The sequence below is a fragment of the Brevibacillus brevis NBRC 100599 genome (assembly GCF_000010165.1).
Lineage (GTDB): Bacteria > Bacillota > Bacilli > Brevibacillales > Brevibacillaceae > Brevibacillus > Brevibacillus brevis_D.
The window spans coordinates 3,215,870-3,242,708 of the sequence record NC_012491.1 but is presented as its reverse complement, the minus strand read 5'-3'; the positions used below and the strand labels follow the sequence as shown (position 1 = coordinate 3,242,708).

At 45.1% G+C, this 26,839-nt stretch carries 24 protein-coding genes; 12 read left to right on the top strand and 12 right to left on the bottom strand.

Features of this window, described 5'->3' with window-relative positions; translation table 11 throughout:
* Window positions 1-24 precede the first annotated feature (24 nt).
* Both BBR47_RS15465 and BBR47_RS15460 read right to left on the bottom strand, forming a co-directional pair.
* Entirely contained in the window at window positions 25-786 is a 762-nt protein-coding gene (locus tag BBR47_RS15465; RefSeq protein WP_015891352.1) for an SDR family oxidoreductase, read from the bottom strand.
* A gap of 298 nt (window positions 787-1,084) precedes the next feature.
* Window positions 1,085-1,927, bottom strand: a complete 843-nt coding sequence (locus tag BBR47_RS15460; protein ID WP_041749873.1) for a LysR family transcriptional regulator — start codon at window positions 1,925-1,927, stop codon at window positions 1,085-1,087.
* A 124-nt stretch (window positions 1,928-2,051) separates the two neighbouring features.
* On the opposite strand from BBR47_RS15460, the gene BBR47_RS15455 reads away from it, so the two are divergent.
* The gene (locus BBR47_RS15455; RefSeq protein WP_015891350.1) at window positions 2,052-2,792 is read left to right on the top strand and encodes an SDR family NAD(P)-dependent oxidoreductase; all 741 of its coding nucleotides are present in this window, start codon (window positions 2,052-2,054) and stop codon (window positions 2,790-2,792) included.
* A gap of 179 nt (window positions 2,793-2,971) precedes the next feature.
* On the opposite strand, the gene BBR47_RS15450 is transcribed toward BBR47_RS15455, so the two are convergent.
* The 4 genes from BBR47_RS15450 to BBR47_RS15435 form a co-directional block, all read right to left on the bottom strand.
* Complete coding sequence (locus BBR47_RS15450) at window positions 2,972-3,673, bottom strand: LutC/YkgG family protein (RefSeq protein ID WP_015891349.1); 702 nt, start codon at window positions 3,671-3,673, stop codon at window positions 2,972-2,974.
* Window positions 3,660-5,159 (bottom strand): LutB/LldF family L-lactate oxidation iron-sulfur protein, encoded by a 1,500-nt coding sequence (locus BBR47_RS15445; RefSeq protein WP_015891348.1) that lies wholly within the window; start codon window positions 5,157-5,159, stop codon window positions 3,660-3,662. The genes BBR47_RS15450 and BBR47_RS15445 overlap by 14 nt, the downstream gene beginning before the upstream one ends.
* Entirely contained in the window at window positions 5,156-5,890 is a 735-nt protein-coding gene (locus tag BBR47_RS15440) for a (Fe-S)-binding protein (RefSeq protein WP_015891347.1), read from the bottom strand. Before BBR47_RS15440 ends, BBR47_RS15445 begins: the two co-directional genes overlap by 4 nt.
* 98 nt (window positions 5,891-5,988) lie before the next feature.
* Window positions 5,989-6,690, bottom strand: a complete 702-nt coding sequence (locus BBR47_RS15435) for a FadR/GntR family transcriptional regulator (protein ID WP_015891346.1) — start codon at window positions 6,688-6,690, stop codon at window positions 5,989-5,991.
* Window positions 6,691-7,035: 345 nt separating this feature from the next.
* Between BBR47_RS15435 and BBR47_RS15430 the strand changes: the two genes are divergently transcribed.
* Window positions 7,036-8,733 (top strand): L-lactate permease, encoded by a 1,698-nt coding sequence (locus BBR47_RS15430; protein ID WP_015891345.1) that lies wholly within the window; start codon window positions 7,036-7,038, stop codon window positions 8,731-8,733.
* Window positions 8,734-8,800: 67 nt separating this feature from the next.
* Here BBR47_RS15430 and BBR47_RS15425 read toward each other — a convergent pair whose 3' ends face one another.
* Both BBR47_RS15425 and BBR47_RS15420 read right to left on the bottom strand, forming a co-directional pair.
* Window positions 8,801-9,205 carry an AraC family ligand binding domain-containing protein gene (locus BBR47_RS15425; protein WP_015891344.1) on the bottom strand — a complete coding sequence of 135 codons (405 nt, stop codon included), beginning with the start codon at window positions 9,203-9,205 and terminating at the stop codon, window positions 8,801-8,803.
* 689 nt (window positions 9,206-9,894) lie between these two features.
* Entirely contained in the window at window positions 9,895-11,103 is a 1,209-nt protein-coding gene (locus tag BBR47_RS15420) for an MFS transporter (protein ID WP_015891343.1), read from the bottom strand.
* Window positions 11,104-11,217: 114 nt separating this feature from the next.
* Here BBR47_RS15420 and BBR47_RS15415 point away from each other — a divergent pair, with 114 nt between their 5' ends.
* From BBR47_RS15415 to BBR47_RS15400, 5 genes are all read left to right on the top strand, one after another.
* Window positions 11,218-12,024: a helix-turn-helix domain-containing protein gene (locus BBR47_RS15415; protein ID WP_015891342.1), complete on the top strand. Its 807-nt coding sequence runs from the start codon at window positions 11,218-11,220 to the stop codon at window positions 12,022-12,024.
* A gap of 127 nt (window positions 12,025-12,151) precedes the next feature.
* A complete protein-coding gene (locus tag BBR47_RS30915) occupies window positions 12,152-12,316 on the top strand; it encodes a hypothetical protein (protein WP_015891341.1) in 165 nt (54 codons plus the stop codon).
* Between the two features lie 306 nt (window positions 12,317-12,622).
* Window positions 12,623-13,147 (top strand): EVE domain-containing protein, encoded by a 525-nt coding sequence (locus BBR47_RS15410; protein WP_015891340.1) that lies wholly within the window; start codon window positions 12,623-12,625, stop codon window positions 13,145-13,147.
* Between the two features lie 621 nt (window positions 13,148-13,768).
* Entirely contained in the window at window positions 13,769-14,422 is a 654-nt protein-coding gene (locus tag BBR47_RS15405; RefSeq protein ID WP_015891338.1) for a hypothetical protein, read from the top strand.
* A gap of 34 nt (window positions 14,423-14,456) precedes the next feature.
* Window positions 14,457-15,392: a DUF4261 domain-containing protein gene (locus BBR47_RS15400; protein ID WP_015891337.1), complete on the top strand. Its 936-nt coding sequence runs from the start codon at window positions 14,457-14,459 to the stop codon at window positions 15,390-15,392.
* Window positions 15,393-15,522: 130 nt separating this feature from the next.
* Here the strand turns inward: BBR47_RS15400 and BBR47_RS15395 are convergent, their stop codons facing one another.
* Window positions 15,523-16,758 carry a hypothetical protein gene (locus BBR47_RS15395; RefSeq protein WP_015891336.1) on the bottom strand — a complete coding sequence of 412 codons (1,236 nt, stop codon included), beginning with the start codon at window positions 16,756-16,758 and terminating at the stop codon, window positions 15,523-15,525.
* Between the two features lie 123 nt (window positions 16,759-16,881).
* Between BBR47_RS15395 and BBR47_RS15390 the strand changes: the two genes are divergently transcribed.
* Window positions 16,882-18,828 carry a hypothetical protein gene (locus tag BBR47_RS15390; protein ID WP_015891335.1) on the top strand — a complete coding sequence of 649 codons (1,947 nt, stop codon included), beginning with the start codon at window positions 16,882-16,884 and terminating at the stop codon, window positions 18,826-18,828.
* A 179-nt stretch (window positions 18,829-19,007) separates the two neighbouring features.
* On the opposite strand, the gene BBR47_RS15385 is transcribed toward BBR47_RS15390, so the two are convergent.
* Together BBR47_RS15385 and BBR47_RS15380 are read right to left on the bottom strand one after the other, a co-directional pair.
* Complete coding sequence (locus BBR47_RS15385) at window positions 19,008-20,039, bottom strand: YkvI family membrane protein (RefSeq protein WP_041749453.1); 1,032 nt, start codon at window positions 20,037-20,039, stop codon at window positions 19,008-19,010.
* 155 nt (window positions 20,040-20,194) lie between these two features.
* Entirely contained in the window at window positions 20,195-21,589 is a 1,395-nt protein-coding gene (locus tag BBR47_RS15380; RefSeq protein ID WP_015891333.1) for a membrane protein, read from the bottom strand.
* A gap of 233 nt (window positions 21,590-21,822) precedes the next feature.
* Here BBR47_RS15380 and BBR47_RS15375 point away from each other — a divergent pair, with 233 nt between their 5' ends.
* The 3 genes from BBR47_RS15375 to BBR47_RS15360 all read left to right on the top strand — a co-directional run bounded on the left by BBR47_RS15375 (window position 21,823) and on the right by BBR47_RS15360 (window position 25,304).
* Window positions 21,823-23,124, top strand: coding sequence for an AAA family ATPase (locus BBR47_RS15375; RefSeq protein WP_015891332.1), 1,302 nt, complete (start codon window positions 21,823-21,825; stop codon window positions 23,122-23,124).
* A 12-nt stretch (window positions 23,125-23,136) separates the two neighbouring features.
* Window positions 23,137-24,855, top strand: a complete 1,719-nt coding sequence (locus BBR47_RS15370; protein WP_015891331.1) for a hypothetical protein — start codon at window positions 23,137-23,139, stop codon at window positions 24,853-24,855.
* Window positions 24,856-25,004: 149 nt separating this feature from the next.
* Entirely contained in the window at window positions 25,005-25,304 is a 300-nt protein-coding gene (locus BBR47_RS15360; RefSeq protein ID WP_015891330.1) for a MarR family transcriptional regulator, read from the top strand.
* A gap of 60 nt (window positions 25,305-25,364) precedes the next feature.
* On the opposite strand, the gene BBR47_RS15355 is transcribed toward BBR47_RS15360, so the two are convergent.
* Entirely contained in the window at window positions 25,365-26,243 is an 879-nt protein-coding gene (locus BBR47_RS15355; RefSeq protein WP_015891329.1) for a 5'-3' exonuclease, read from the bottom strand.
* A 251-nt stretch (window positions 26,244-26,494) separates the two neighbouring features.
* Here BBR47_RS15355 and BBR47_RS15350 point away from each other — a divergent pair, with 251 nt between their 5' ends.
* Window positions 26,495-26,701, top strand: coding sequence for an alpha/beta-type small acid-soluble spore protein (locus tag BBR47_RS15350; protein ID WP_015891328.1), 207 nt, complete (start codon window positions 26,495-26,497; stop codon window positions 26,699-26,701).
* Window positions 26,702-26,839 lie beyond the last annotated feature (138 nt).

Sequence of the window (26,839 nt, the reverse complement as noted above, 5' to 3'; positions counted from 1 at the left end):
ATCAACTGCTCCGGGGCCGTCTTTTTACAAGGAATGCAAGTTTTGTCCGATGCCACCATCCACAGCTAGCCTCGAACCAGTCGTAAAGGTAGCGTCAAAAGCGAGGAAAAGCACGGCTTTCGCCACTTCTTCTGATGAGCCATGACGTTTCATGGGTGTAACCTTGTCGCCAAGCTCCTGGAAGGTAACGCGTTCTGCATCTGTGAAACCGGCCACTCCCATGGAAGGTGTATCAATGAAACCGGGACTCACGACATTGACGCGAATGCCCTTGTCTAGCAACTCCACCGCAAAGCTGGAGGCCAAGGAACGCAATGCCGCTTTGGATGCACTATATACGCTCATGCCGGGGTAGCCGCCTTCATCTGCTACGGAAGATGTAAATACGATCGAACCGCCTTCATGAATAAGTGGCGCTAATCGCTGAACGGTGAAAAATGCCCCTTTCGTATTTACCTCAAAAATTCGATCGTAGGTCTCTTCATTGACTTCCAAAAACGGTTCCAGAATGGAAGTGCCTGCATTTACATGGAGAAAATCGATCTTGCCAAAATGCTTTTCAACATACTCTCCGAATGCTTGCACATCCTTCATGCTCGATACATCAGACACCACAACATGTGCCCGTTCTCCCAGCTCACGTTTTGCTTCTTCCGCATTTTTCGGATTGCGACCAGAGACGATGACCTCGGCGCCGCCTGCAAGCAAAGCTTTTGCCACAGCCAAGCCCATACCATGTGTCCCCCCAGTTACGACTGCTTTTTTCCCTGTATAGTTGTTGTTCATTTTTGTTCCTCCTTGAGTGGATGAGTTATCTTACTGCATGTAGTCTAAACGTTCACGCTAATGTGAAAGTCAAGGGCTTATGGAGGAAAAAGAGGGGTTCACCTCTCCAAAATTTAGATAGTCGGTATACCGGAAAGAAAACCTGTTGTGTAATTTTTGAAAAGGAGTGTGTGGAATGAAAAACAGAAGCTTCACGAAGGGAGAGGGGGATTAATACTAGAGGTATATGTTGCAGCTCCTTGGGATCAATCAGCACCAAGATGTTACGGAAATTAGATGCAATAGACTATTACCATAATTATTTTCTCTTTAAAAACTGAATAAATTTTTTTAGACCTTGTGGTTGCTGTTTTCTATGTTTGATTAGAAAATCAATCTTGATTGTTTCAGACAGTTCTTTATATCGAATTAATTGTACTTCTGTTCGATTTTTTGCAACGTCTGCCGGTATTATACTGATACCAAGCCCATCTTGAACTGCTTGCAGAATAGATTCAAGTGAATCAAACTCCATGATCGTCGGATCATAAAAGTTATTCTCCTTGGAAAATTCTAATGTTTTGTTTCTATATATGCAATTTGGATCACTATTAACAATTAACGTTTGTTCATGCTTCTTTTCAAAATGACTATATTGAGGTAAAACGAGTACGAGTTTCTCAAAATAACTATAAACGGTTTCGAACTGTGGGTAATTATATGCATCATTTATAAAAATACCATCAAGTTCTCCATAGGAAAGCATTTCCTGTAACTTTTTCTTATCATGTGTTTTTACTTTTACATCGATATTTTTATGTTCCTTTAAAAAAGAAGAAAATAGCTGAGGAATTCTAACTGCAGAAATCGTTTGGGATGCACCAATTGTTAAAGGTTCCCTCCATTTTTGGGGGTTAATTAATGACTTGGCTTCATCCATTAATTTTATAATTTGATTTGTATAATCTAATAAAACTTTTCCTTCCTCGGTCAATGTTACTCCTCTATTATTACGCACAAATAATCTAGCACCTAGTTCATCTTCTAAGCCCTTAATTCGCTGACTGACATTAGGTTGTACATAGCCCAATTTTTCTGCGGCTCTAGATACTGATTGCAGTTCTGCAACATGTTTAAAAATCCACAAATCATGACTTTCCAAGAATAACATTCCTCTCATTGGTATCATTTAAAATGATACCTTCTTCATTATTCAGAATTATACTCCTCATATTAATAAAAGCATAATAGAACATATAAATGAAACAAAGTAAGGAAGATTTAGAGTGGAATTAAAAGATAAAGTAGTTATTATAACAGGCGGTGGTACTGGTATTGGTAGAGCAACCGCTTTGAAATTAGCTGCTGCTGGTGCAAAAGTTGTTATTAATTATAGCCGATCGGGAAAAGAAGCTGCCGAAGTCGTCAATGAAATTACACAGAAAGGGGGAGCAGCATTTGCTTATAGAGCGAATGTAGCGATAGAAAACGAAGTGATCAATATGGTATCCCAAACTGTTTCAACATTTGGGAAGGTCGATGGTTTAGTAAACAATGCGAGTATTACGGCTCAAATAGCTATGGATGACTTAGTCGCCGTAACAGATGAAGTGTGGGATTCCCTTCTCAATGTAAATGTAAAAGGGATGTTTCATTGCATAAAAGCTGTTGTCCCTTATATGAAAAAGCAACAATCGGGTGTAATTGTTAATATAGGAAGCGTTGCAGGAACGACCGGAATAGGCTCATCTATCCCATATGCAGCAACAAAATCAGCAATCCACACAATGACAAGGTCGTTAGCGATCGCATTAGCACCTTATATCAGAGTGAATTGTATATCTCCTGGTGCAGTTGATACAAGGTGGTGGTCTGGTCATGAAGAAAAGATGTATAAACTTACAGGCAATTTACCACTTAAGAGAATTTCAACACCTAATGATATTGCAGAGGCTATTCTTTTTCAACTGACTCAAGAATCTGTTACAGGCCAAGTTTTTACAATCGATAATGGTCAAACACTTTAAACATCTTCTACAAACAATCGAGGCATGAAAGGATATTAGGGCAGAAGGATGTAGACTGAACAGTAAAATCAAAACAGTGGTAGTCTTGGACGAGAAAATAAAGTCCTAGACTTACCACTGCTTTACTGAACATTCGATCCGGTAGCACCCTTCCATCGGGCATTCGTCTGTGATTCCATTTATGCTTTGGTCTCTTCTTCAAGGATAAGTGCGTGAACAATTCCTGGACCGTGAACGCCAATGGTTAAGTCATTCTCAATATCGGCTGAACGGCTGGGACCGGAAATAAAGTGAACGCCCGCAGGCATTTTGACGTTATTCCATTTGTTGATTTCCTGTAGAGCTTCACCCATACGTGTTTTGATATTTTCAGTTCGAATGACAGCCATAAAAATGGTGGGCAGTAGGCTGAGAGAGCGGCCTTTTGACGCTGCTGAAGTCATTACGATTGTGCCAGTATGGGCAATAGCAAAATCTGCAATAGAAATCCCAATATCAGCATGCGCCGCTTTACTCAGCAAATCAGATTCTTCCTGTTTCCGCCATATCGTCATCTCTACACCATTAACTGAGCCGTCCTGGTGCATGCTTTGAAAAAGGGCGTGGTCTTCGTGAATGATTCGTTTTGCTTCAAAGGTTTGGACTACTTCAGCGATATATGAGCAAAGCGCTTCTGGAGAAGAAAAGCGTTTAGCGACACCACCAAGCATCTCCCAATTTTTAATAAATAGGTCTATTCTTTCATCAGAGCTGAGATGGTACATTTTCCAAAAGTCCGGAACACCGCGAACGGGTTGTGGGGGAGGAGTGGTCATCCGGCTTCTGCCTAACCGATTTGCGATCGTGTTGAAGAATTGTGCTTCTTTTTCACTGTGACTCATGTGTGTCCCCCCGTTTTTTCAGGATGTCGGCTAGACGATCTTTCATTTCCGGACCCATTTCTTGCAATTCAAACTGAAGTTCAGTATCAAGCGCTTTCCACGTATCCCGGAAGGAGTGTTGGGCAAGTTTTGGTGCATAACGATAGGTATTCCAACCCTTTAAAGGTCCGATTTTGGCTGTGATCACTCCACCTTTGACAAAAGGCTTTTGTCCCAGTTGGCTGATTCGCAGAATTCGATGGAACAGCCTGTGGTTGGAAGAAATAAATTTAAAGGCTTTCATTCCCAGTTGTTCCGCTTTCTTTGTCAAAGCTTCTTCCACATTTCGTCTACGCTGATAGACGAACATATCATGCAGCGGTATTTTGACGGGACAGGCTTCATAGCAGGCCCCACATAGGCTGGATGCATTCGCTAATTCCTTGTCTTCATGCAGGAGAGGAGTCAGTACGGCGCCAATCGGACCACTGTACACCCAACCATACGCATGTCCGCCTACATGTCGATAGACAGGGCAAGCATTTAGACATGCTCCGCAGCGGATGCAGTTTAAAACCTCCTGAAATTCGGGATCTCCCAGCTGCTTAGAACGGCCGTTGTCAATAATTACTACGTGTAACTCCTCTGGTCCGTCGGAGTCATCTGAGCGGCGAGGCCCATTTATCAACGACATGTATACCGTCAGCTTTTGCCCTGTAGCGGCACGCGGCAGCAAGGTAGCCATTACTTCAAGATCTTCCAAAGAGGGAATGATTCTTTCCATGCCCATGAAGGTGATCTGTGTTTTAGGAACCGTGCTTACCATGCGGGCATTTCCTTCATTGGAAAACAATGCAATGGAGCCTGTTTCCGCGATAGCAAAGTTGCATCCAGTCATCCCAATATCGGCCTCAAGGAATTTCTCCCGCAGCTTGGATCGGGCAAAGCCTGCCAGAACAGCAGTATCTGCTGGTAAGCGCTTTCCAGCCACGTTTGAAAATAGCTCTGCTACTTGCTCTTTGTTTTTGTGAATGGCGGGAATGATTATATGGGAGGGAGTCTCACCAGCGAGTTGAATAATATATTCTCCTAAGTCCGTTTCCACCACTTCGATTCCATGTTGTTCAAACACTTGATTAATATGCACTTCTTCAGAAAGCATCGATTTTGATTTGACAACGGATCGAGTATGTTTTTCTTTCACGATATTCATTGTGATTTCTATAGCTTCTTTGGCATCAGAGGCGAAATGTACATGCCCACCTAACGCTCGCACATTATTTACGAACAGCGACAGGTAGTAGTCTAAGTGTGCAATTGTATGCAGGCGAATCTGCCGTCCTTGTTCACGCCATTCTTCCCAGTTACCCAACTCGTCAGTTGCTGAAACTTTGTTTGTTCTTAGTCTTTCTGTTGTGAATTTTACGGCATTTCGTAAAAAATTATCGTTTAGTGCAGTTTGTGCGCGTTCATTTAAAGTTGCGGTTGAGGATGTTTTTGCGTTCATACCCTCTCTTTCACCCCTTCATACAATAGCTCTGCCAGATGCATTACGCGAATCGGATGTCCAGCATGGTGTAAACGTCCGGAGATATTTGTTAGACAGCCCATATCAAGGCCCACCAGGACTTCTGCTTTGGTTTCCAGCACATGTTCTGCTTTTTCCGTAACCATCGCACCGGAGATGTCGGAGACCTTTATGGCAAAAGTTCCTCCGAATCCGCAGCAATCTTCCGCAAAAGGAAGGGGCACGAACTCCAAGCCTTTTACCTGGGAGAGCAGAATGTGAGGCTCGTCTTTGACGCCAAGTAAACGGCTGCCGTGGCAGGAGGGATGATAGGTGACGCGGTGGGGGAAGAGGGCACCGATATCCGTCACCCCGAGCACATGAACGAGAAACTGCGAGAACTCATAGCTTTTACCAATGAGATCATGGGCCATTGCCAGATATTTCGGATCTTCTTTAAATAGAGTAGGGTAGTGGTGATGAATCATCCCGATACACGAACCGGATGGAGCAACCACAAAATCGCTGTCTGCGAATGCATGAATAATTGTTTTTGCGCCTTCTCTAGCGGTATCCCAAAACCCGCTGTTAAAAGCTGGTTGGCCGCAACACACTTGCAGTTCGGGAAAATCCAGCTTGATGCCATATCTGGCGAGAAGTCGTGCCATTGCTTCGCCCACTTTAGGATAAAAAGCATCTGATAGACAAGTAATAAACATTGATACTTTCATTCATTCAGCTCCCTTTCGAATGTGTTAGCCATAATGATCTATAATCTATATGGTCATGATGTCATCTGATGACTTGGTTAAAAAGAAAATGTTTGATCTTAATCAAACATCTCTTTTTCTACGCCAAGCAGGTGGTAGAGCATGGATTCTTCGGCTCTTTTTGAATTTTTGTTGGCGATCGCCTTGAAAATTTCCTTGTGTTCAGCCAGGAGCCGTTCCGGATTTCCTTTCGTTTGAAACATTTTTTCGCGGCTTGCCTTTAATGCCTTGCTCATGGTTTCAGATATGGATTGCATAATCGATTCCAGAACCGAGTTATGACAAGCTTTGGCGATTTCGTAATGAAATTTCCAGTCGGCCTTTTCTCCTAAATCTCCATTTGAAACTGCGGCTTCCATTTCTTTCAACGCATCCTCGATGCGTTGCAAATCTTCATTAGAACGTCTCTCGGCGGCCAGTTGAACGATTCCCGTCTCAATGATCTTCCGAACCTCCAAGAGTGACATGATGTCTTGTTCCGTGACAGGTTGAATCGGTTCAAATCCTGACAATACCTCATCTGGATTTAAGCGGGTGACAAAAGTACCTTCCCCCTGACGAATGGTCACAAGACCCATCGTTTTGAGTGCACTGATTGCCTCTCGCATGGTTGACTGACCGACTCCGAAAAGCTCGCTGAATTCGCGAAGAGAAGGCAGGCGATCTCCAGGTTTGTAAACTCCATTCATAATTTGATCTTTGATGTAGTCGGATACTTCTTCGTACGTTTTACGTACTTTGAATTTTGGTATCGCTTTCATTCTGCATTCACGCGTTACTTTCTTAGGGTCATCTGATGAGTTCATACTAGCTGAATTGTCAGTTAGTTGTCAAGGCTGCATTCTTTTTGGCATTGGTTGCGAGTGGAAAAGGGAAATCATTCAACTTTTAAACCACCAGTTTCGAATATTCAAAAAATACTTGTCAAAAAAAACAGGGGTACATATAATGAGAACTGTCGAATAGAAGACATCAGATGACCATATCAGATGGTGACACTTTGACTGTCGGGTAAATATAAGTTCGTAAGGGGGATATCAAGCCATTTTAAAATTTCATTTCCGAAACCGCTTTCAAATGAAAAGAATAAAAAAGAGGTGGAAACCATGACATGGACGCAAGTTTTTACTCCTGTTGGGGGGAGTCTCGGAATCTCTGCGCTTGTTGCGCTTATTCCCATTCTTTATTTTTTCTGGGCGCTTGCGATCAAACGTATGAAAGGCTATATGGCAGGGCTGACCACTTTACTGATGGTGATCCTAGTTGCCGTATTGGTGTATCGCATGCCTGCGGGAATAGCGATAATGTCTTCGGTGCAAGGAGCCGTTTATGGTATTCTACCCATCGGATGGATCATCATTTCCTCAGTATTTTTGTACAAGCTCACGGTGAAGACAGGGCAATTTGATATTATCCGCAGCTCTGTCTTATCGATCACGGAAGACCGCCGTCTGCAGGCGCTTCTTGTCGCCTTTTCTTTTGGAGCCTTTCTTGAAGGGGCTGCCGGTTTTGGCGCTCCTGTAGCGATTTCTGCTGCGCTTCTTGTCGGCTTGGGTTTTCATCCTTTGTATGCCGCGGGTCTTTGCCTAATTGCCAATACGGCACCGGTTGCTTTTGGCGCGATCGGAATTCCGATTATCGCCATGGAAGGTCCCACGGGCGTTCCAGCCATGGAAATATCCAAAATGGTCGGCCGCCAGCTGCCTATCCTATCTGTTTTTGTTCCCTTCTATCTGGTTGTGATCATGTCTGGATTTAAAAAGGCTCTTGAAGTGCTTCCAGCGATCCTAGTTTCCGGCATTTCTTTCTCCTTGACACAATACGTCACATCCAATTTTATGGGGCCGGAGCTTCCTGACATTTTATCTGCACTGGTTTCTTTGGTTGCGTTAACCTTGTTCTTAAAAGTTTGGAAACCGAAAACGATTTTCCGTTTTGCCTCGGAACAAGCAGCTACCGCAGAAGTAGCAGCCGCTTCACAAGCGATCAAGAACAGCAAAGCTCCCTTTACAACCGGACAAATATTCAAGGCATGGTCTCCCTTCCTGGTATTGACCGCCTTTATCTCTATCTGGGGGATTCCGACTGTGAAAAAAGCGCTGGTCGGCAAATATGAAGGGGCTAATCTTTTATTTAACTGTCTCAATCCCATTGGCAAAGCTTTAAGCTTCACGCCTGAGGTCCCTGGTCTGCATAACCTGATTATCGATGTGAATGGAAAACCGATTGCTGCTCTCTTCAAATTGGAAGTATTGGCAGCAGCCGGAACAGCGATATTGCTTGCTGCCATCGTAACCAAATTTATCGTCAGCATCTCTTGGAGAGATTGGCTTGCCACTTTTGGCGAGACATTGAACGAGCTGAAATTTCCGCTGCTCACGATTGCGTCTGTTGTCGGTTTTGCCTATGTTGCAAACGCTTCCGGAATGAGTACCACACTGGGGATGGCGTTGGCAGGCACGGGGATGTTATTCCCGTTCTTCTCTCCGTTCCTTGGCTGGTTAGGGGTGTTTATTACTGGCTCAGATACTTCTTCCAACCTGCTGTTTGGAAATCTGCAAAAAGTCACAGCAACTTCAGTGGGAATGGAACCTGTTTTGGCCCTTGCAGCCAATACGAGCGGTGGTGTAGCGGGTAAAATGATTTCGCCGCAGTCGATTGCCGTTGCCTGTGCTGCGGTAGGACTCGCCGGAAAAGAATCTGATTTATTCCGCTTTACAGTGAAACACAGTTTACTCTTGGTTGTAATAATCGGTATTATCACGTATTTGCAGTCCAATTTACTGTCATGGATGGTTCCATAAAAAATAGCGGGTGCTGAAATAGCACTCGCTGTTTTTTTATCCGTTCCAAACCATTTATGACCGTTGTTCAGGCACAGTGCTTTCCTGAGGGCGTTGTCAAAATCCCCGCAATCAGATGGCGGCAATATTGATTTTTATCTCCTTCTAGTAAAAACGGGATGTGAAGTTGTTCCAGTTCTCTTCGCTCCAACTGTTTCAGCCAATCCTGCTTGATGAACAACATCTTGTATCTCCATACTGTGAGGGACGCAGGATGACAGGCGTGCAGCATGTACAGCGGAAAACTGATCACTCTGCCAGCCTCAACCTGATGCATTGTTCCGTCGCACCAGGCGCTCGTTTCTCCTTCATCAATCGATCCGATCGAATATTCCTCATGAAAATGCTTCTGGTATGTCAAATCACTCTTCGTGCATTGTTTTGCTTCAAGGAAAGGCAAAGCTTCGTTTCGGTAAAAGGTTACATCTGGCATGGTATGGCTCCTCTCCCTAATGTTCTGAGAAAATAAATAGTTTTTGTGTCCGCTCTTACCTGAAATTCTTTCAATTATAGTAGTACTTCTCTGTCAAAGACAATTACACACTCATCGGAACTGGTTGCACCGGATCGCATATAACCATTGTGTCAATGAACTGCGGCGCCGAAAGAAGACCGAGAGAGTGGAGATCAGCGAGATTTGAGACATCCCCGTTAACCTGGTTCAACTCCGCGAAAAATAACGAGTATGCTACTGCAGGCTGGCACCCCTGTCGGAAATGCTTAGACAAAGGAGAAACCCCACATTTGTTGGGGTTTCTTACAGTATCGCTTCTTAATCTCACTTTTCTAAAAGAAAATAGAAAGTATTTTAACTAAATGCATCTTCTTTGTTACGACTAGATATTGTCTAAATGGAGAGATGCTTATGGATAGTTATAGAGGATGAGGTAGGGCTTGCAACCCGCAACTCAAGAAAACAGTGGGAGGTAGCGAAAGCCGTTCTGTTCTTAACCAGCAAAGATGCTTCTTTCATTACAGGCCCCAGTTTGATGTTTGTTGGTAGATGGGGGATACACTTCCGTTTAAAATACTGAAAATGTGGCTGTTCTCTTGTCCCGCTATGCTTCATCATATAGCAAGAACGAAAAAGGCATAGACGCCGTTTTTTACTTTGAATAAAACTTACTGGCTCATCAACCGGGAATCCTTTGGCAAGAGTAACGCGAGTATGCCAATCAACGGTAAGTACGCGCATAGTTGGATGACGAAGGCCACCCCGGTCTGGTCAATCAACCAGCCGAGCACAACCGAGCCAAGTCCGGCCATGCCGAACGAAAGACCGAAAAACAAACCTGCGATCGTCCCCACCTTGCCTGGAAGCATTTCCTGGGCATATACGATGATGACGGAAAAACCCGACATGAGAATGGCTCCAATCGCCAGGCACAGAAAAACAGAAGCGACCGGACCAGCGTAAGGCAGCCACAAAGAAAACGGTGCCGTTCCGAGAATCGAAAACCAGATGATCTTTTTTCGACCGAAACGATCTGCGAGCGGGCCTCCGAGCAAAGTACCCAACATTCCCGAAAATTGCAGGGCGAACAAGGACATCTGGGCGCTTTCCAGCGGCAGCTGATAACGTTCCATGTAATAAAACGAATAGAACCCTGTCATGCCCGCCAGATAAACGAACTTGGAAAACAGCAACATGATCAACGTACCCAGAACGAAAAATACGAAAACCTTGGGTCTCGTAAAATCACTTTCCCCAGAGGAGCGCCTCTCCGGCCTGTTCTGTAAATGGATTTGGCCGGTGTACCATCTGCTTACATACCGCTGAACCACGATGCCAATGAGGGCCAGCAACGTAAACCACAGAAACCCCAGCTGTCCCTGCGGCGAAATGATATATGCCGCCATTAGCGGGGCAAGAGCCTGTCCGGTGTTACCGCCAACCTGAAAGATCGATTGCGCGAGTCCTTTGCTGTTGCCTGCGGCAAGGTGTGCCACGCGGGATGATTCCGGGTGAAGCACAGAAGAGCCGACGCCTATGAATGCAGCGGAAACAATCAGCATCCATAAACCAGACGAGAAAGCAAGACCAATCATGCCAAGCAACGTGAAGACCATGCCCAAGGGCAGCAATGCCGGCATTGGTTTGCGGTCTGTATAAGAGCCGATCAGTGGCTGAAGTACCGATGCCGTCAGGTTAAGAGTAAACGCGACCCACCCAATTTGGGTAAAGCTGAGTTGCATCGATTTTTGAAAAATAGGAAATGCGGCAGGCACAATATTCTGCATTGCGTCATTAAGCAAATGTGCCATGCTGACTCCCAGTAGCATGAAGTTGGCGGTTTGTCTGGCCGTTCCAACTGTCGCAGGTTGAGACATTCATTTCACCTCTTTCTTTTTTCCTATCTTAACGATGGGCTGAAGAGCTTGTCGCCGTGATTATTGCTTTGAAATTGTGCAATAATTGCTATAATGAAAATAGGTGAGAATTATATGATTATTAAAGTCTCAACGCCGCATCTGGAACTATGGCAGATCGAAGGGGAATTCTCCAATCATCCGCATATTCACGAGAACGAGATCCAAATTACCATTCCGATATTTGGTCATTGCCAGTTCACGCTAGTAAATCGCCATTACAGGCTAGTGGACGGTGGCGGACTAGTGCAGCATCCAAAGGAGCAGCATTTTTTCGAGATCGGGTCGCAGTCGGGCGTACTCATTTTTAAAGTCAACCAAAACAGCTTGAAGGAGCTAACCGGACAAGAAGAATTTGAATTTGCGGTGCTGCAGAAATTCGACCCCAAATTTATGCGAGAGAAGTTCCGCAATTGGACGAACGCGCTTCTCACTTGCGACACAGCAGATCGGCTTGCACAGGAAGAATTGGAGTCGCAGGTGCTTTTTTACTTACTCGGCGCTTTAGCTGGCAACCACAAAAACGATCCCAATCCCACCGTGAGGATACCCGCCCACTATTCCGATCCGCAATTGGGAAAGGTTCTGGAATATATTCATGAGAACTATCGGAATGATATCCGGGTTGATACGCTTGCTTTCATGGCCCTGCAAAGCCGATATCATTTTATAAGGTCCTTTAAAGCGATGATGGGTGTCACACCATATCAGTACGTACTCCTGCTGCGAATGGAGGAGGCTAAAAGGCTTCTGAAAAGATCGATCCATTCTGTGACGAAGATTAGCTTCAGCCTCGGTTTTTCAAGCGTCAGCCAATTTCAAAGGACGTTTGTCAAAACGGTAGGCATGACACCTACGCAATTCCGGAACTTCAGTAATTGAAGAAAGAACCAGTGAGCCTTTGTGGCATCTCACTGGTTGAAAACTGGACCATTCGCTCCGATTAGAAAATTCCAACCCCTTTTATAAATCTAACCAGTTAGTTATATTTTAATGAACGAGGTTCAACATGGCAGAAAGAAAGAAAAAGAGGTATGACGCTGCCAGAACTAAGGAAATGATCCTTAACGCCGCGGAAGAAATGTTTGCTGCGCATGAGTTTTCTGCGACCCGAATTGATACGATGATCAGCTTGACTTTGAAGTATGGAAACGCGCGATTGATGTTAATGTAACGGGTGTTTTTCTTTGCAATTCGGCAAAGACTGGCTGTTTATTCACATGGTAGAGATAACAAGCCAAGGAGGATGAGATTGGCAAAACATCGCATGCGCATTCCAGTCGTTTCTTTAACCAACAGAAAATCAAGTCGAAGGTAGACCTGAAAGATATTTCTAACGTTACTGACATACTGTTGTCAGTAACGTTTTTATATAGTTACGTTAAGATGATTATATGGCAAAATACTTACTCATCCGTGATTCGGTGTACTTCATACAAACGTATAAATTTTAAAGAAGGAAGGGATAGGAACGATGCCGATGAATGTAACAATCGAGAAAAGTCGCTACTGGATTGGAGTTGTATCTGCTTCACATGTGAAAAGGGGGGTGCTGGGTGGATTCGCCCAGCTCTGCCATGGCAAGTCGGCACCATTGCGTCGGATGTCTCCTGGTGATTGGTTGATATACTACTCTCCACGAACAGACTTGTCTAAGGGGGAAGTGCTTCAAGCATTTACCGCCATTGGACAAGTGGCAGATGACAAAATCTACGAATATCCGATGTCCGAATCCTTTGTGCCGTATCGTCGGAATATCCGCTATATTCCGTGTCGCGAAGTGAAAATTGCCACTTTATTGGATCAGCTTACCTTCACGCGCGGGAATCGAAATTGGGGGTATCAATTCCGCTATGGTCACTTTGAAGTCGGGTTCGAAGATTTTCTGACGATTGCTGGCGCAATGATTGGCGATGTGGAAGGTATCCAGCATGACGTCGACAATCCGTATAAGCGGCAGGATTCTAAACCTACTAGACAAAATAGAGGTGAAGCAAATGACTGATCGTCCTACAAAAGAAAAGGCGGACATGGGCTATAACGGTAGCAATATGCATGGTTATCCCATCACAACTAAAAAAGTCCCCTTCAGGATAAAAGGCAGATGGTCACTTTGCCTTTTATCCTGAAGGGGATTCCTTTTGCGTTGAATTATTTGAGATATCAGTTTAATGATAGTAAAAACGCGAAATTAGTCGAGAAATTGGTTTTCTAATATTCCAACGAGTATATTATGCAACTTTTGACGAAGAAAATTTTGAGCATTATATTGGGTTTACGAACAAGGCTGAATTTTTTAACGCCACATGGTCAGAATTAAAGAACCGATTTCCTGTAAACTTAGTTGAATAGAGTATAGTACCTTGTTGGATAAATTCTAACAAGGTCCTCGAGTCTGTTAAGATTTTGTGTAAACTCATACAGTTATTTGCGAGAAATTCAATTACATGCTAAATGCCACCTATTTACATATGGAGTCAGAATCCGATACATATAAGAACAGCTATGATTGTCCCCGATGTACAGAGAAAATGCCGCCTGAGCCAATCGGTGAGAAGCTCTTAGACAGGGGCGAGTATTTAGACGGGTTATTGACAATATATAGGGAATTAAAGGAGAATCTAACATGAACATTTGGCCTAAGCCTTTCTTGGAGCCAGAAGTATTAAAACAGCGTCTGCTTATCCTGAGCGCACTGGATATCGTATTGTGTGAAGAGGAATGGCTGCGCCGATATCAGTTCGATCCGCACTGGGATGAAAACACGACATTCGCGAGCGTTAGCAACGGTTCAGGCGACGATCTTTACATCCTATTCACACCCGAGGGCGTCATTGTAAAAGGATTCGATCATGAATCGGAAATGAGTCCACATGCTAGGGAAGAATACGAGGTTTGGCCTGGTATCTATGAGCAAGTCCCTCCCGCATTGCTTCACCGTCTCAATGACGAAGCGTTGACCAAGGAGGAAGTTACTTTCTGCTTATGGCGAGAATCTGCTGATCACGTATGGAAAACGGGAGAGGTACATAATCCCCAAGGGCTGGATGACGGATCAGATTTTTTGCTTGGGATGCTATATGATAACCCAGAAGACTATCTGGAGTGGGCAGAGGACTACTACGAGGTGAAAGTCCCGCTTGATGTAATTGGTTATGTCTTTACGAATACTTCCATCACCAAAGAAATGATGATGGAGCTGAATCCAGAAGTTGATCTGGAAATGGCGATGAAGGAGCTTCAAGCAATCGGTTTTACAGTTGCGAAAAGTACGTCTTGACTCATACAAATACAATTAGGAAGAAGATGACGATATGCCAAAAGGTATGTATTCTCAAGGGGTTGCCGTCCTGTTGTCAACAGCGGTTCCGATTCACAAAATAGCAGACAGACTCAAGGATCAATTCGAAATTGCGAATATCATAGAAACGTCCGACCAATGGGTGTTCAGCGGCCCTAGCTTGCTTATTCCGTACCGTCCAGAAGTAAACGGATATATCCAGGTCGATGTCGTCGATAAGCCTTGGCCGGATAGTATGGGAGATCCGGCAGAAGATACGATGCTGTTTGGCGCTTGGTCGATGGGCTTTTTCGGACCGTTTACATTCTCGAATAACCTGGAGCGGGCAGCTCAGCAGTCGTGGGGATTTCCCGAAGGGCGGCAAGCCGCAACCGAGCATGGAGCGTTTATTCGAATCCGCTCTTCTTTCGTGTTGGGGGAGTCGGATGATCAGGCTCCAGTACTGCCTAAGGATTATGAGTCGCTCCCGGAGTTGATGACTGTCACCGCCATTGCAGAGTCGCTCTTGAAAATGCCAGAAGCTCTTTGCTTTTTTAATCCGAATGGAGAGTGCCTCGCGTCTGCCGAGCTGATGCAAGAGCTGAATCAACGTTATGAGCAAATCCAGCTTCTTCCGCTGGAGCTATGGTCCAATGTCCGGTTGTTCAATCTTCCAGAGGGATGGCTCTTGATGGATACCGTCGGCATGCAGCAGTTGGATGTGATCGATCATGAGGCGGTATTTAATGGGGATGCCTACGATCCGAATGAGGTTGCAAGTTTCCTACGTAATATATCGAACTATGTATACGAGAATGGTCCTGTTATCAATGACGGCGATACTACCGATGGGCCGGGTGAAGAAATTTGGAAGTGTGTCTTGTTGGAGGAAGGGTTGGCAAGTCCTCCGCGTGATGTGCTTCGCTGGTATCCGTTGGATGGAAGGGAAAAACCTGCGGGATTGGAATAATTGCGTGATCACTCGGGAGACCAGAGGAACTTGATAGGAAAAAGCACGACCATACCCCTGTTTCAGGGCATTGTCGTGCTTTTATTTATTAGTATGAGAATGTAAGAGAAGTCAGGCTCACTGTACCTACTTATTTGATAATCTCCTCGTAGATCAGTTTGCCGTCATGTGTATACACGCCGATCTTTTTAGTCCCTGAGATGGTGTACTCGATGGCGACTGTCTCATTCGTAGGGGTGATCAACAATTGATGTGGAAAGTTGAAGCTTTTATTGTTAGCTGTGTTCGCAATGATCTGGGAATCAGTATGAAACAATTGTCCCGTCTGCTTGAGTTCTTTCATTTGTTCTGGCTTATTTAGCACATATTGTTGCGGGGTGACGACTTTATCTGCCGCATTTATTTTGGTAAAGGTATATTGCTTGTTGGTTTTCGTCACTGCCAGGAAATGACCATCGGAGGTTGGGCGGATAAACGCATACTTTTTGGACACAATGAGTCCCTTTTTATTCATTAGCACATAAAATTCTTCGTTCCCCAGCTTGCCTGAGACAATGAATGCTCCACTGTGCATATTCGATTCGACTTTATAGTTACGGGAAGGCTTCAGCATAATTTTGCCTTCATTACTGATAAAATGCGTTTGGCCGTTTATTTTCACACGATGCCAGCCTTCACCATATCCGAAATATTCATCAAAAAATGGCTTGCTCAGTATTTTTCCATGAATATTTCTCATGCCCAACTTGTAGTATTCATCCCCTTTTGCGTCTTTTACCAGTCCACCATAGGGCAAGTAATACGGATCAAACGTTTTCGTAGTCGGTTCGGCTAAGTAGATTGGATGATCCGCGTCCGGAAACTTCTTGGTAATTTTCCCTGTTTTGGCATTGTACAGATACGGCAGGTTTCCTGGATAGTCTGTGCCCGTAAACCATTCCCCATGTATCTGCTTGAAAGAGCCAATATCGCAACAAGTAGTCATTTTCTTAACATTGCCCTGTTTATCGTAAAGGAAATAGTCCATATGTTTAAAAAAGGGGGAATCAAAATAATATCCGTATCCATTTTGGAGCGGGTACACTTCACTTTTATAAGCGAGGTAATTGCTTATTATTACTTTTCCAGACGGTGAAACCAATGACATGGTGTAACTCTTTGGAGGTGAATCATACTTGTAAAGTGGTTGCTTCGTGAAAAGAAAGAATGGCTCTGTCAAATGAGACGGTATTTGCAGGTTTTGATACACCACTGGTAATTGCGGTTCTCTTGATGGGTCCTGCTGCTCTTCGGCCTTGATTGGCGAAGTAGAGAAGAACGTGAGTAACAGAACGAGCATGGTTTTTAATAGGGTAGAAAATTTCACGATAGGAATTCCTTTCTAGTAGCTTGATGAGTTGGGCCTTAACGAATGACGTTTCAACTGTTACAAATGTTACCATTGTTGGTGTAAAAATTAAATCTAAAGTCTCGAAAGGAGGCTACGAATATGCCTGGCGGTGACAAATTGTCAGAAACAGCGAAGGCTTTTGTTCAGCAATGTACAAGAAGGAAAACCATTACGGACAGAGAGCAAGTAAAAAAAATCCTACAACAGAAGGGCATTCCAGCTTTTGATGCTTTGTTGGATGTGCAGGAAAAGTACGGCGGTTTGAGCTATTCATTTGGAGGAGAGATCGACAATCGTTTTTGCATCGATTTATGGGGGAGCTTTGCGCATCGAGATGGAGAGGAACGGAGAATACCCGAGGTATTAAATTATGAAGGACAAACGGTGGTAGAGTGCTTTCATGTGATGGATGATCGGTTGAGTAAGGCTGGTTATATAGATGAGAACGGCAAGCTGTATACGCTACACTACACTACGTTTCAAGTATTTGCTGAAAATATCGAGGAACTGCTAGAGAGTAAAAGTGTTAAGTACAGTCTGCTACGAGAGAAAAAACAATGGGTAGTAAAATGGATAGAACAGTCAGACGTTGCGCATTGGCTCTCACGTATAGAACAGAAACCGATTCTTATTGAGCGGGCGAGTCAGGGTTATCAAAAATGGTGGAAGAGCCACGATGGCAGGTTATACGTTCATGTTCGAAATGGAATGGGAATATATGCGGTGGCTTATGCGATGGAAGTCGCTGATCTTACGCAGCTCGACCTTAGCAGTTATTTCATTCTACGTGGGTTTCCGTTTGATTGCTCTTACCAATATAATCGTGAACGTGCTGAAGTCAAGAATACGATGGAAATGTTTCATTTTCAATCTCGTTTATATAAAACCTGCGATTATTCCATGATCACCGTTCCTCAGGTAAAGGAAGCGAAAGACATCTATTTGTATGTAACGGGACAGAAAAACTACCAGAGAGAGCGACCAATCGAAGACTTTTTATTGAAATTTCCAGCGCTTGAGCTGCCTATCGAAGATTTTGATCATAGTCTGCTGGAATTTGCTTTGTGCAACGGAGATGAACGGATTCTAAAGCTGATCACGTATATAGCCAACCTGGCAAACCACCATAGCCATAGAAGTACTTTAGCTGAGAATAACGTGGTTTATTTACTGTTCCATGAATATTTGCGACGGATCCACGTATTCATCGAAACTCATCCAATGAATGTTCATCCATTGTACTTTCATCCTTATCGTGCAGCAGGTGTACCAGCCGAGCATGATATCGCAAAGAAAAATACAGTCGTGGCAAGAATGAGGGGTAACCGTGTTCAATCCGTTAGTGAGCTAACGTTATACTATATGACTTGTGCCAAAGAAGGAAATGAGATCGCTGCTCACATCTATCGAATCTATGAACCTTTACTTTTACTATATGCACTCGAAGGAAGTATACGTGTAGATCATGGGCTTATTGAGGTTGGCGGTAACACCTTTCATCCCTCAAGTTGGCAGGCGAGGGCTGGTAAAGATCCATTCGATGTGTATCACAGAACAGCTGAAGCCTGGAGAAATCGGAATGTAGAGTTTGCCATTGATCAAATCAAACGCGTGAAATGGGATAAGAAAATCGGGAATACGGTGGAGCGGGACTTTGGTAAATCAAAGAGAAGTGGCGAAGCGTTGAAAGCTGCGTTTACACGTTTAGAAAGACGTCTAGGAGATGCTCTTTCTGAATCGCCTTTCGCTTCTGTTCATACTGATCAAATCCTGTCAAAGCTATGCTATGATTACCCGTTGTTACAGACTGATGACGGCACCATCGCTTACTCGATTTGCCAACGATATCTAGAGTGGGCTCATTTAGTGGACCGAAAACATCCTGTCGCAACCAAAAGCCCGTGTTTGTACGAACCATTCATTGAAATGCTATATGAAGAGGATCAAATCGAGAAATGGGAAAGCAAGGCGATGAATTTGATTCGGCTCATGGAACTGGAATCCATAGAAAAGTATGCAGAAGTATTACGAAAGAAGAATGTCTGAGATAACGAATTCCATACTTTATGGCTATACATATGATAATTGTTCGTTTTTTAAGAAAGCCTTTTGCTCGTTGTTAAAAAAATTACGGGGGTAATACTTTTAGGTGGACCATTTGATCACCTTAAATCCGAACATTGTCATCATAGAAGAGGGTTCGAAAATGTCTAATGGTCGTCCAATCAAAACCGCTTTCTGATTACATTCCCTGGAAGCGAAATCCGACAGAGCGTAGACAACCCCAAATACCCAAACAACGGATACAAAAACATGAGCAACTGACTATACCCAATCAGGCACAAAACGAAAGCAGTAGAAAACAAATACAAGTAAAGCCGCGTTTCCGGAACGTCCAATAATTCACGCAGCTGCTGACCAATCCCGAACACGTTGGAAATCAGCGTGGTAAAAATCTCGGAGTAGAGCACGAAAACAAAGAACAGCTGGAGCCATTCATTCCATTGCTCCGTTACAAAAAGAATCGGGATATTCATGAGACGGACATCGTCCCAGTTGGCCAACATGGCAGTATGGACGACGAGGAGCATGAATCCAAGCACGACTCCGCCAATAACGGCTGCCCGTAACAAAACAACCTTGTTGCGGATTGCATAGCCGATCGGGATGAGAACGGATTGGGCCATGGCTAGATTAAAGGACACGTATAAGACTGTCTTCCATAAGAAGGAGTAATCAGATGGGGTCGAGAGCGGCATGGGAGATTCTGCAGTGCCATCCAGCAAAATGAGTAAAGCGAACAATACCATGGACGGAACGACTATCGCATTCACGACGAGTAACTGCTCCAACCCTTTTCGCAGAAGCAACAGGGCGAACAGAACGGTGGCGACGGTCCCGACCAAATACGGAATGTCGAACTGTTCTTCCAAGACCGAGCCTGCTCCTGCCAACATGACAGTCGTGACGCCAAAAAGGGTGAGAAATACCAAAATATTCATCGTACGACCGATCATCGGTCCAAACAGTTTTTGATTAAAGGATTCATAGGAGGGTGTGCGCAAATGATGAGCGATTAGCATCATCTTGTAGCCCAGCCAAACAAAAAGAGAGGTGGCGAGCAGGATGCCGATTGTTCCGGCATGGCCGTAGGCAGTGAAAAACGCGAGGATTTCTTGACCGCTCGCAAACCCGGCGCCTACGACGGTTCCAATGTACGTTGCTGCGACTTGGATACTTTTTCCCCACAACTTCATACTGGTTTTTTCCTTTCCCATCCAAATAGAGGCTAGTACAAGTGTATGAGTCTCGGAGAAAAACAGAATGAGAAAACGCGTCTATCTAATCAAACACCCCATGAAAAAAGCGAATGGCTTGTGACCATTCGCTTTTTCGTATAGATACTGACATTTTACAAAAGAAACATCGCCGCGATTGTCGTGACCAAAAGCCCAATCGCCACGGGATACAAATTTCGTCTTGCCAGCTCAAAAGGGTCTACTCCACAAATGGCTGCAGCAGGAATCAATGCCCAAGGAATGATCGTTCCACCACCGACCCAGATAGCGGCAATTTGACCGAGTGCAGTTAACATAGCGGCACCGGCACCGAGAGCAGTTGCGAATAGTTGAGCCAAAGAGCCAGCCAGTGTAATCCCGGAGAAGCCTGAGCCATCCAGCCCTGTAATGACACCTACTGCGGATACAGTGAGAGCAGCTACTTCCTTGCTAATGGGAATCGTCTGTGCAAGCGCCACGCCGAGGTCATTCACGATTCCGTGTGAACCCTGCGGCAGGACCTCCCCAAACACCTTGATAAACCCACTGTCGCCCATATAAAAGAACGCAGCAATCGGAATGACCGGACCAAATACTTTAAACCCGAACTGAAAGCCTTGAATGAGATGTGTGGTTACCTGCTCGAGACCACTTTTCTTGTGCGCGAGCATCGTTGCGATGACGAGAATGAGCAAGGCAGTTCCGCCCACAAGCGCCGTTGCATCACCACCGTGTAAATCAAAAGCAAACATGGCCACGACATCGAGAACAAATAATACCGGTACGAGTCCAGCCAACGTACGCCGCACGCCATCTGACAAAGGGACTCGTGCGGAAGTAAAAACTGCATCGGGCACGACAGTCTCTTTGGGAGACGCAAGCACGCCGAGCTTCATGTCTTTTTTCAAATACCAGAACGCGATTGCAGTAGTCACGACGCCCATAATAATCACAAGAGGGACACTGGCCGAAATCACGTCCGTGACAGGAATTCCTGCGGCTTTGGCGGTTAAAGTGGGGGCGCCTTGAATAATATAATCACCGGACAGTGCAATCCCATGTCCAAACAAGTTCATCGAAACGGCGACACCCATTGCCGGCAGGCCAGCGCGCAATGCGACGGGCAACATGACAGCACCGATCAGGGCGACAGCTGGAGAAGGCCAGAAAAACCAGGAAATGACCATCATGACGATCCCGATGACCCAATAAGCCAATGTTGGATTTCGAATCAAATGGGTCATCGGTCGAATCATCGTTTCATTTACGCCTGTATCGGTCAAAACGTGACTCATCGCAACGATGATGCAGATGACTAAAATCGTCGGTAATAGCTCGGTAATCGCATAGATGAAGCTGCCGAATATTCCACCGACGGCTGTTGTCACAGAGCCTGTCGCGACGAAGCCGATGATTGCTATGCCTACGATACTAATCAGACTCGTATCTTTTCGAAAAACCATTACGAGAATAATGCCGATCACGAACAAGACATACACACCATGTATCCACAAAAGCTCGATTCCCATGTCGCACCCTCCTTCTTCGTTACTCCGATGGAAGTACCTTGTTGTCACAACATATGCGAAAAATAGGCCATGGGTGAACGCACATCACAGAGCAGACGACTGAACCAACTGGAAACTGGCATTTTTGTCCACGATATGCCACTATTAATGAATGACGTACATTTGGGTTCCAAGCAAGAGAGGGGGATCGGCACATCGACGTTCGTAATCAGTCCGTCGTGCAGCCAACTACGATGAATTCGACTACACCCATCCAACGTAAAATGGACCAGGCAATTGAGCTTTTGGAGCGCCGTTTCCTGGAAAGAAGTGAACTGATTCGCCTTTTAATGCTGGGCATCATGAGCGGGGAAAATACTTTGTTAATCGGTCCGCCGGGAACAGCGAAGTCTCAGTTGGCACGATCAGTCTCTCAGCTTTTTGGATCGGAACATTGGTTCGAGTATTTGCTTACCCGTTTTACGACTCCTGATGAGATATTCGGTCCAGTCTCTCTTCAGCAATTGAAACTGGATCAATACGTACGAAAAACAGCTGGTTATTTACCCAACGCTCAGTTTGCGTTTTTAGACGAAATTTTCAAAGCGAACAGCGCGATTCTGAATGCGCTGCTTTCTATATTGAACGAACGAGTTTATTTCAATGGCAGAGAAAAAGAGGAAGTTCCGTTGCAGTTTTTAATCGCTGCATCGAATGAGCTTCCGGATGACGATGATCAATTGACTGCTCTTTATGACCGCTTCCTGTTCCGTTATGAGGTTCACTATTTGAAGCAGGCGTCCAGCTACGAGCGCATGTTTTCTTTGCCAACGACGCCTCTTCCTGTTGTGTTCTCACTGTATGACGTGAAGGATATTCAAGTAGCAGCGAAGCAAGTGGTCATTCCAGAAACCATCATTTATTTTCTGTACCGCCTCAAACAAGACTTGGAAGCAAAAGAGTATGTGCTCTCCGACCGCCGTTGGAGCAAAATCGCGCATGTATGGCGTACTTCTGCTTCCTTGCATGGACGTGAGCAAGTGACGATCTGGGACACGGTTTTCACTCCGCATATGCTGTGGAATGTCCCTGAGGATTTACCTGTTATGCAGGAAGCGTTTGAACAACAATTTACGGAAATGCTGAAGAATGATATGGAGAATGAATTACCACTCCAACGCTTCGGACAAATTGCAGATAAATGGAAGGAAAAAGAATCGGAGCTGCATGCTTTCCAGTTTAAAAAAGAAGTGGGCGCAAAGCTGGGCAAGGAAGCGATGGAGCGCAATGTCCGGTTGTTGGAGGAGAGTCGCGAAGAAGTAGAAGAGACGGCACGAGACTTGCGTAATCGTCTTATTCAGTGGGAGAAGCGGGAGCACGATCTGCATGCCTATGTCCTGGAAAAAAACCGCTTGATTCCTCATGCAGAAAAATACGCAGTTAAATATTCGTATCTGCGAATTGAAGGCGAACGGATTTTACAACAACTCCAGCGCACGTATCGGACGATTTTTGACAAGGAAATCCCCGGGGCGGATTATGATTTTACGTTGTAGGGGGTAGCTCGTATGATCATTCGCGCTAGTGGTGTTGATCGTTATGTATTTGAAACATACCTCGCCTCTTCGCGCACGGCTCAGGAATGGGTTCATGAAGCGCAGGCACGAGCAGCATGGTTTGATTTGGATCTCTTGGCTGACTTTTTCCTCGTCTTTTATTTGGAAAAGCCGGAGATCGATCTGACGCAAGAATCCACTCCTTTTCATCATTGGATGATTCGTACGCTCATGAAGCAGTATTTTACACGCATGATTCATCCGCGGACAGTCGGGCAGGAAAGTGCGTCGTTCAAAACCGCAATCAAGGCCTTGCTGTGGCTGACAGAGACGTTTTCCGAGGAAGTGAAGCAGCGGGAGAAGGATCAACGGCCCTCTCCGCTCTTAACTGGCTTGAAAGACCAGCAAGGCCAGGAGGGAAGTCAACAAGCCCAGCTTTCCGAGCTACTGACAGAAAAACAAAAGGCCAAGCTCGAGTTAGTCGGTTATACCCTTCAACAGGGGAAGCGCGTCGTGGAGGATAAGCAGGAAGCCATGGACACCAAACCGTTAGTGCGGGCAGAGGTACTGTCCTTGCAAAATCGCATTACCGAGCTGCAAGAAGAAATGAAAGTACAGTTCACGAAACGGACTAAGCTTCTGCAAAAGGTAAAAAAATTGGAGGGGGAGCTCGTCCAACGCGAAAAGCAGCTAGATCGATTGCAAAAGCAAGAGAAGGAAGCGATCGCCGCTTTTGAAAAAGAGCTGGGACAATGGCTGGAGCAATCGTTAAAGGCGACGCTATCCACTGAGGAACTCGATACGCTTTTTGTCGAAGAGGTATTTACGGCCAGTCAGCGTTTTGCCAACCGAAGCTGGGGGCATGAGTTAGGAAAGCTGCGGAGGCAAAGCTTTGAGCAGTATTTGAAATGGATTGAGAAATTGAAGCGCCATCCGGATCTGGTCGCTTTTCTAAACGAGGTAGGTAGGCAAGTCCATCGCTTTCGTGTAAAGCGCAAAGAAATTCGCTCCAAACATTTTCCAGAGGAATACTATGATTTGCGACAATCGGGCGATATTGCACACATGCTGCCTGGTGAAGCTGTGCTTCTCGCTGATCCGGACTTTGAGAATTACTTCATGCTCAAATGGCTGGAGCAAAAGCTCATGACCTACGATACCTCGGGATGGGTAGAAGAGCCGCCAAAGGGTCCGGTGATCTGCATGCTGGACACATCCCATTCGATGCGGGGAAGTAAGCTGCGGCTTGCGCAAATTTTCATCATGACGTTTGCTGCCCTCTCGATGCTGGAAAAGCGCGATTTTATCCTCCTCTTGTTCGGGGCAAAAGGAGAGATTAAGGAGCAACCGCTCTATCACAAGAAGCCAGATTGGCCTGCCTTTTACGGCCTGGCGCAAATGGCGTTTGGCGGTGGGACTCACTTTGACGCTCCGATGAAGCGAGCCATCGAGCTGGTTGAAAAGGAACAGGCGTGGCGTGGAGCAGATTTTGTAATGGTAACGGATGGAATTGGAGGAATTTCTCCTTATGTCCAAGAAAAACTCATCTTTTTGGGCCAGCATAAACAAGTTCGCTTGCACAGCTTGATTGTGGGTTCTGCGAGGCAGCATCTCGTACAAGCGTATGATTTGCTGGGCGTTTCTCATCGCGTCAAATTTGCGACGAGCTGGGAAGCGGATGGGGAGGAGAATACAGGGCTGCTCCTAGATGTTTTTCAAACAGCCAAATAAGTTGTTCGACGCACTTCCAAATCTCGTCTCACTCGTGGGACGGGATTTTTTCATTTCGCTTAAGAAAAATTTTAACTCTTACCCACTGTTTTCTTTAATTGTTTCGCCTATGCTGAGCGTAACCAATAAAATAGCAGAAGGAGGACTCTATGGAGAGACTGATTAAGCTGGCCAAGCTTATACAGGGAGCCAATGTATTATTTTCAAATATTGCACGAAAAGAGCTAAAAACAAATGAAATCAATTGGCAACAAGTATTGATTCTCGAAATTCTTGAAAACGGGCCAAAAACAATGGGGGACCTTAGTAAGGCTGTTGATTTGTCAAACAGTACAACTTCAGGCTTAATTAGTAGGCTGGAGGAGGAAAATTTGGTACGAAGGTACCGAGACCAAATGGATCGCCGGATTGTGTGGGTTTCACTGACGGAGCGATTATGCAGTGCATAAAGAAATCGGCTGAAAAAAAGGGGTAGTCCGCTTCTTCTCAGCCGATGCTCATGACCCCAATTAGCCAACTCTCGCGGCCATCGTACGTCCGAATTCAAGCTCGTCGAATTTGTTCTGAACGACTTGACGATCGTATTCCCATAGGGCATCCTCCAGCGCATACTCCACCGGAACATCCCGAATAATCGTAGCCAGTTTTCTGCTCAAGTATACCTGATCGCGATTTTCTTCCAGCTTGCTGCGCATTTTAGGCGTACAGTTTGCCAGATTTACATATAGGTTGTCCAGATCACCATGCTCGGTAATCAATTTTGTCGCTGTTTTCTCACCAATTCCTGGGCAGCCTGGGATACAGTCAGAGGCATCTCCCATTAAAGCTTTGACATCCACGACCTGTTCAGGTGTAATTCCACGCAATGCCAAGAGACTCGCAGGATTATAATGCTCGTGTTTACCGCCATTTTTCAGGATTTTTACACTCACTCGCTCAGATATGAGCTGCAAGCTATCGTAATCACCTGTCGCAATGATGACCTCGTGTCCTTCTTCGGAAAGACGTGTGGAGAGCGTGCCCAATACATCATCGCCTTCAAAGCCAGGGCAACCCAAGTTCGGAACCGAGAATGCATCCGTTACTTCTTTTACCAAATCGAATTGTGGAATGAGCTCATCCGGTGCCGCTTGGCGATTTGATTTATAGCCGTCATACCATTGACTGCGCACCAAAGACTCGCGCGAAGCGACATCCCAGCCCACTACGAGATGAGAAGGACGTGTCAACTCTGCGTAATCGAGCATCATTTTTGTAAATCCATAAACCGCATTTGTGTACACACCTGTTGAAGTCTGGCGATAGGCTCCACCCCAAGCAGAACCATAAAAGGCGCGAAATAAAAAGCTCATACCATCGATGAGCAGTACTTTTCCAGAATCACTCACAAAACCTTGCCCCTCTCACTACCAAACTATACGCACCATTATAGCATAAAGGAGCGGGACAACCTTGTCAGATTTTACAACAGAAATATCGGGAGAAAACGTGTATGTACTTTTCTTGCGGTGGGATGATAGTACCACAAGAGGTCAACAACCACCTCTTGAAAATCAACTTCCGGTCTCAAGGCGAGAAGCAACAAGCTGACGGTTCAAATCCGTCCCGGGAGAAAAAACCGCGTCGGGAGGAATCAATCATGGCTAACAACAACTCGGGCAGCAACAACCTGGTAGTTCCTCAAGCGAACCAAGCTTTGGATCAACTGAAGTATGAGATTGCATCTGAATTCGGTGTAAATCTCGGACCAGACACTACTTCTCGCCAAAACGGTTCTGTTGGTGGAGAAATTACTAAGCGCCTGGTGAGCTTCGCAGAGCAACAATTGGCAGGTCGTCAAGTCTAACGTTCAGACAAGTAAATAGCTGGATGAAGAGAGGTCCCTTTTTAGGGGCCTTTCTATGTTTGCCATGAATAGCCCTTTTCTTTCCTGTGTGGTGCAAACACACAAGCACAATCGCGGACTAGTCATATGGTGTAACGA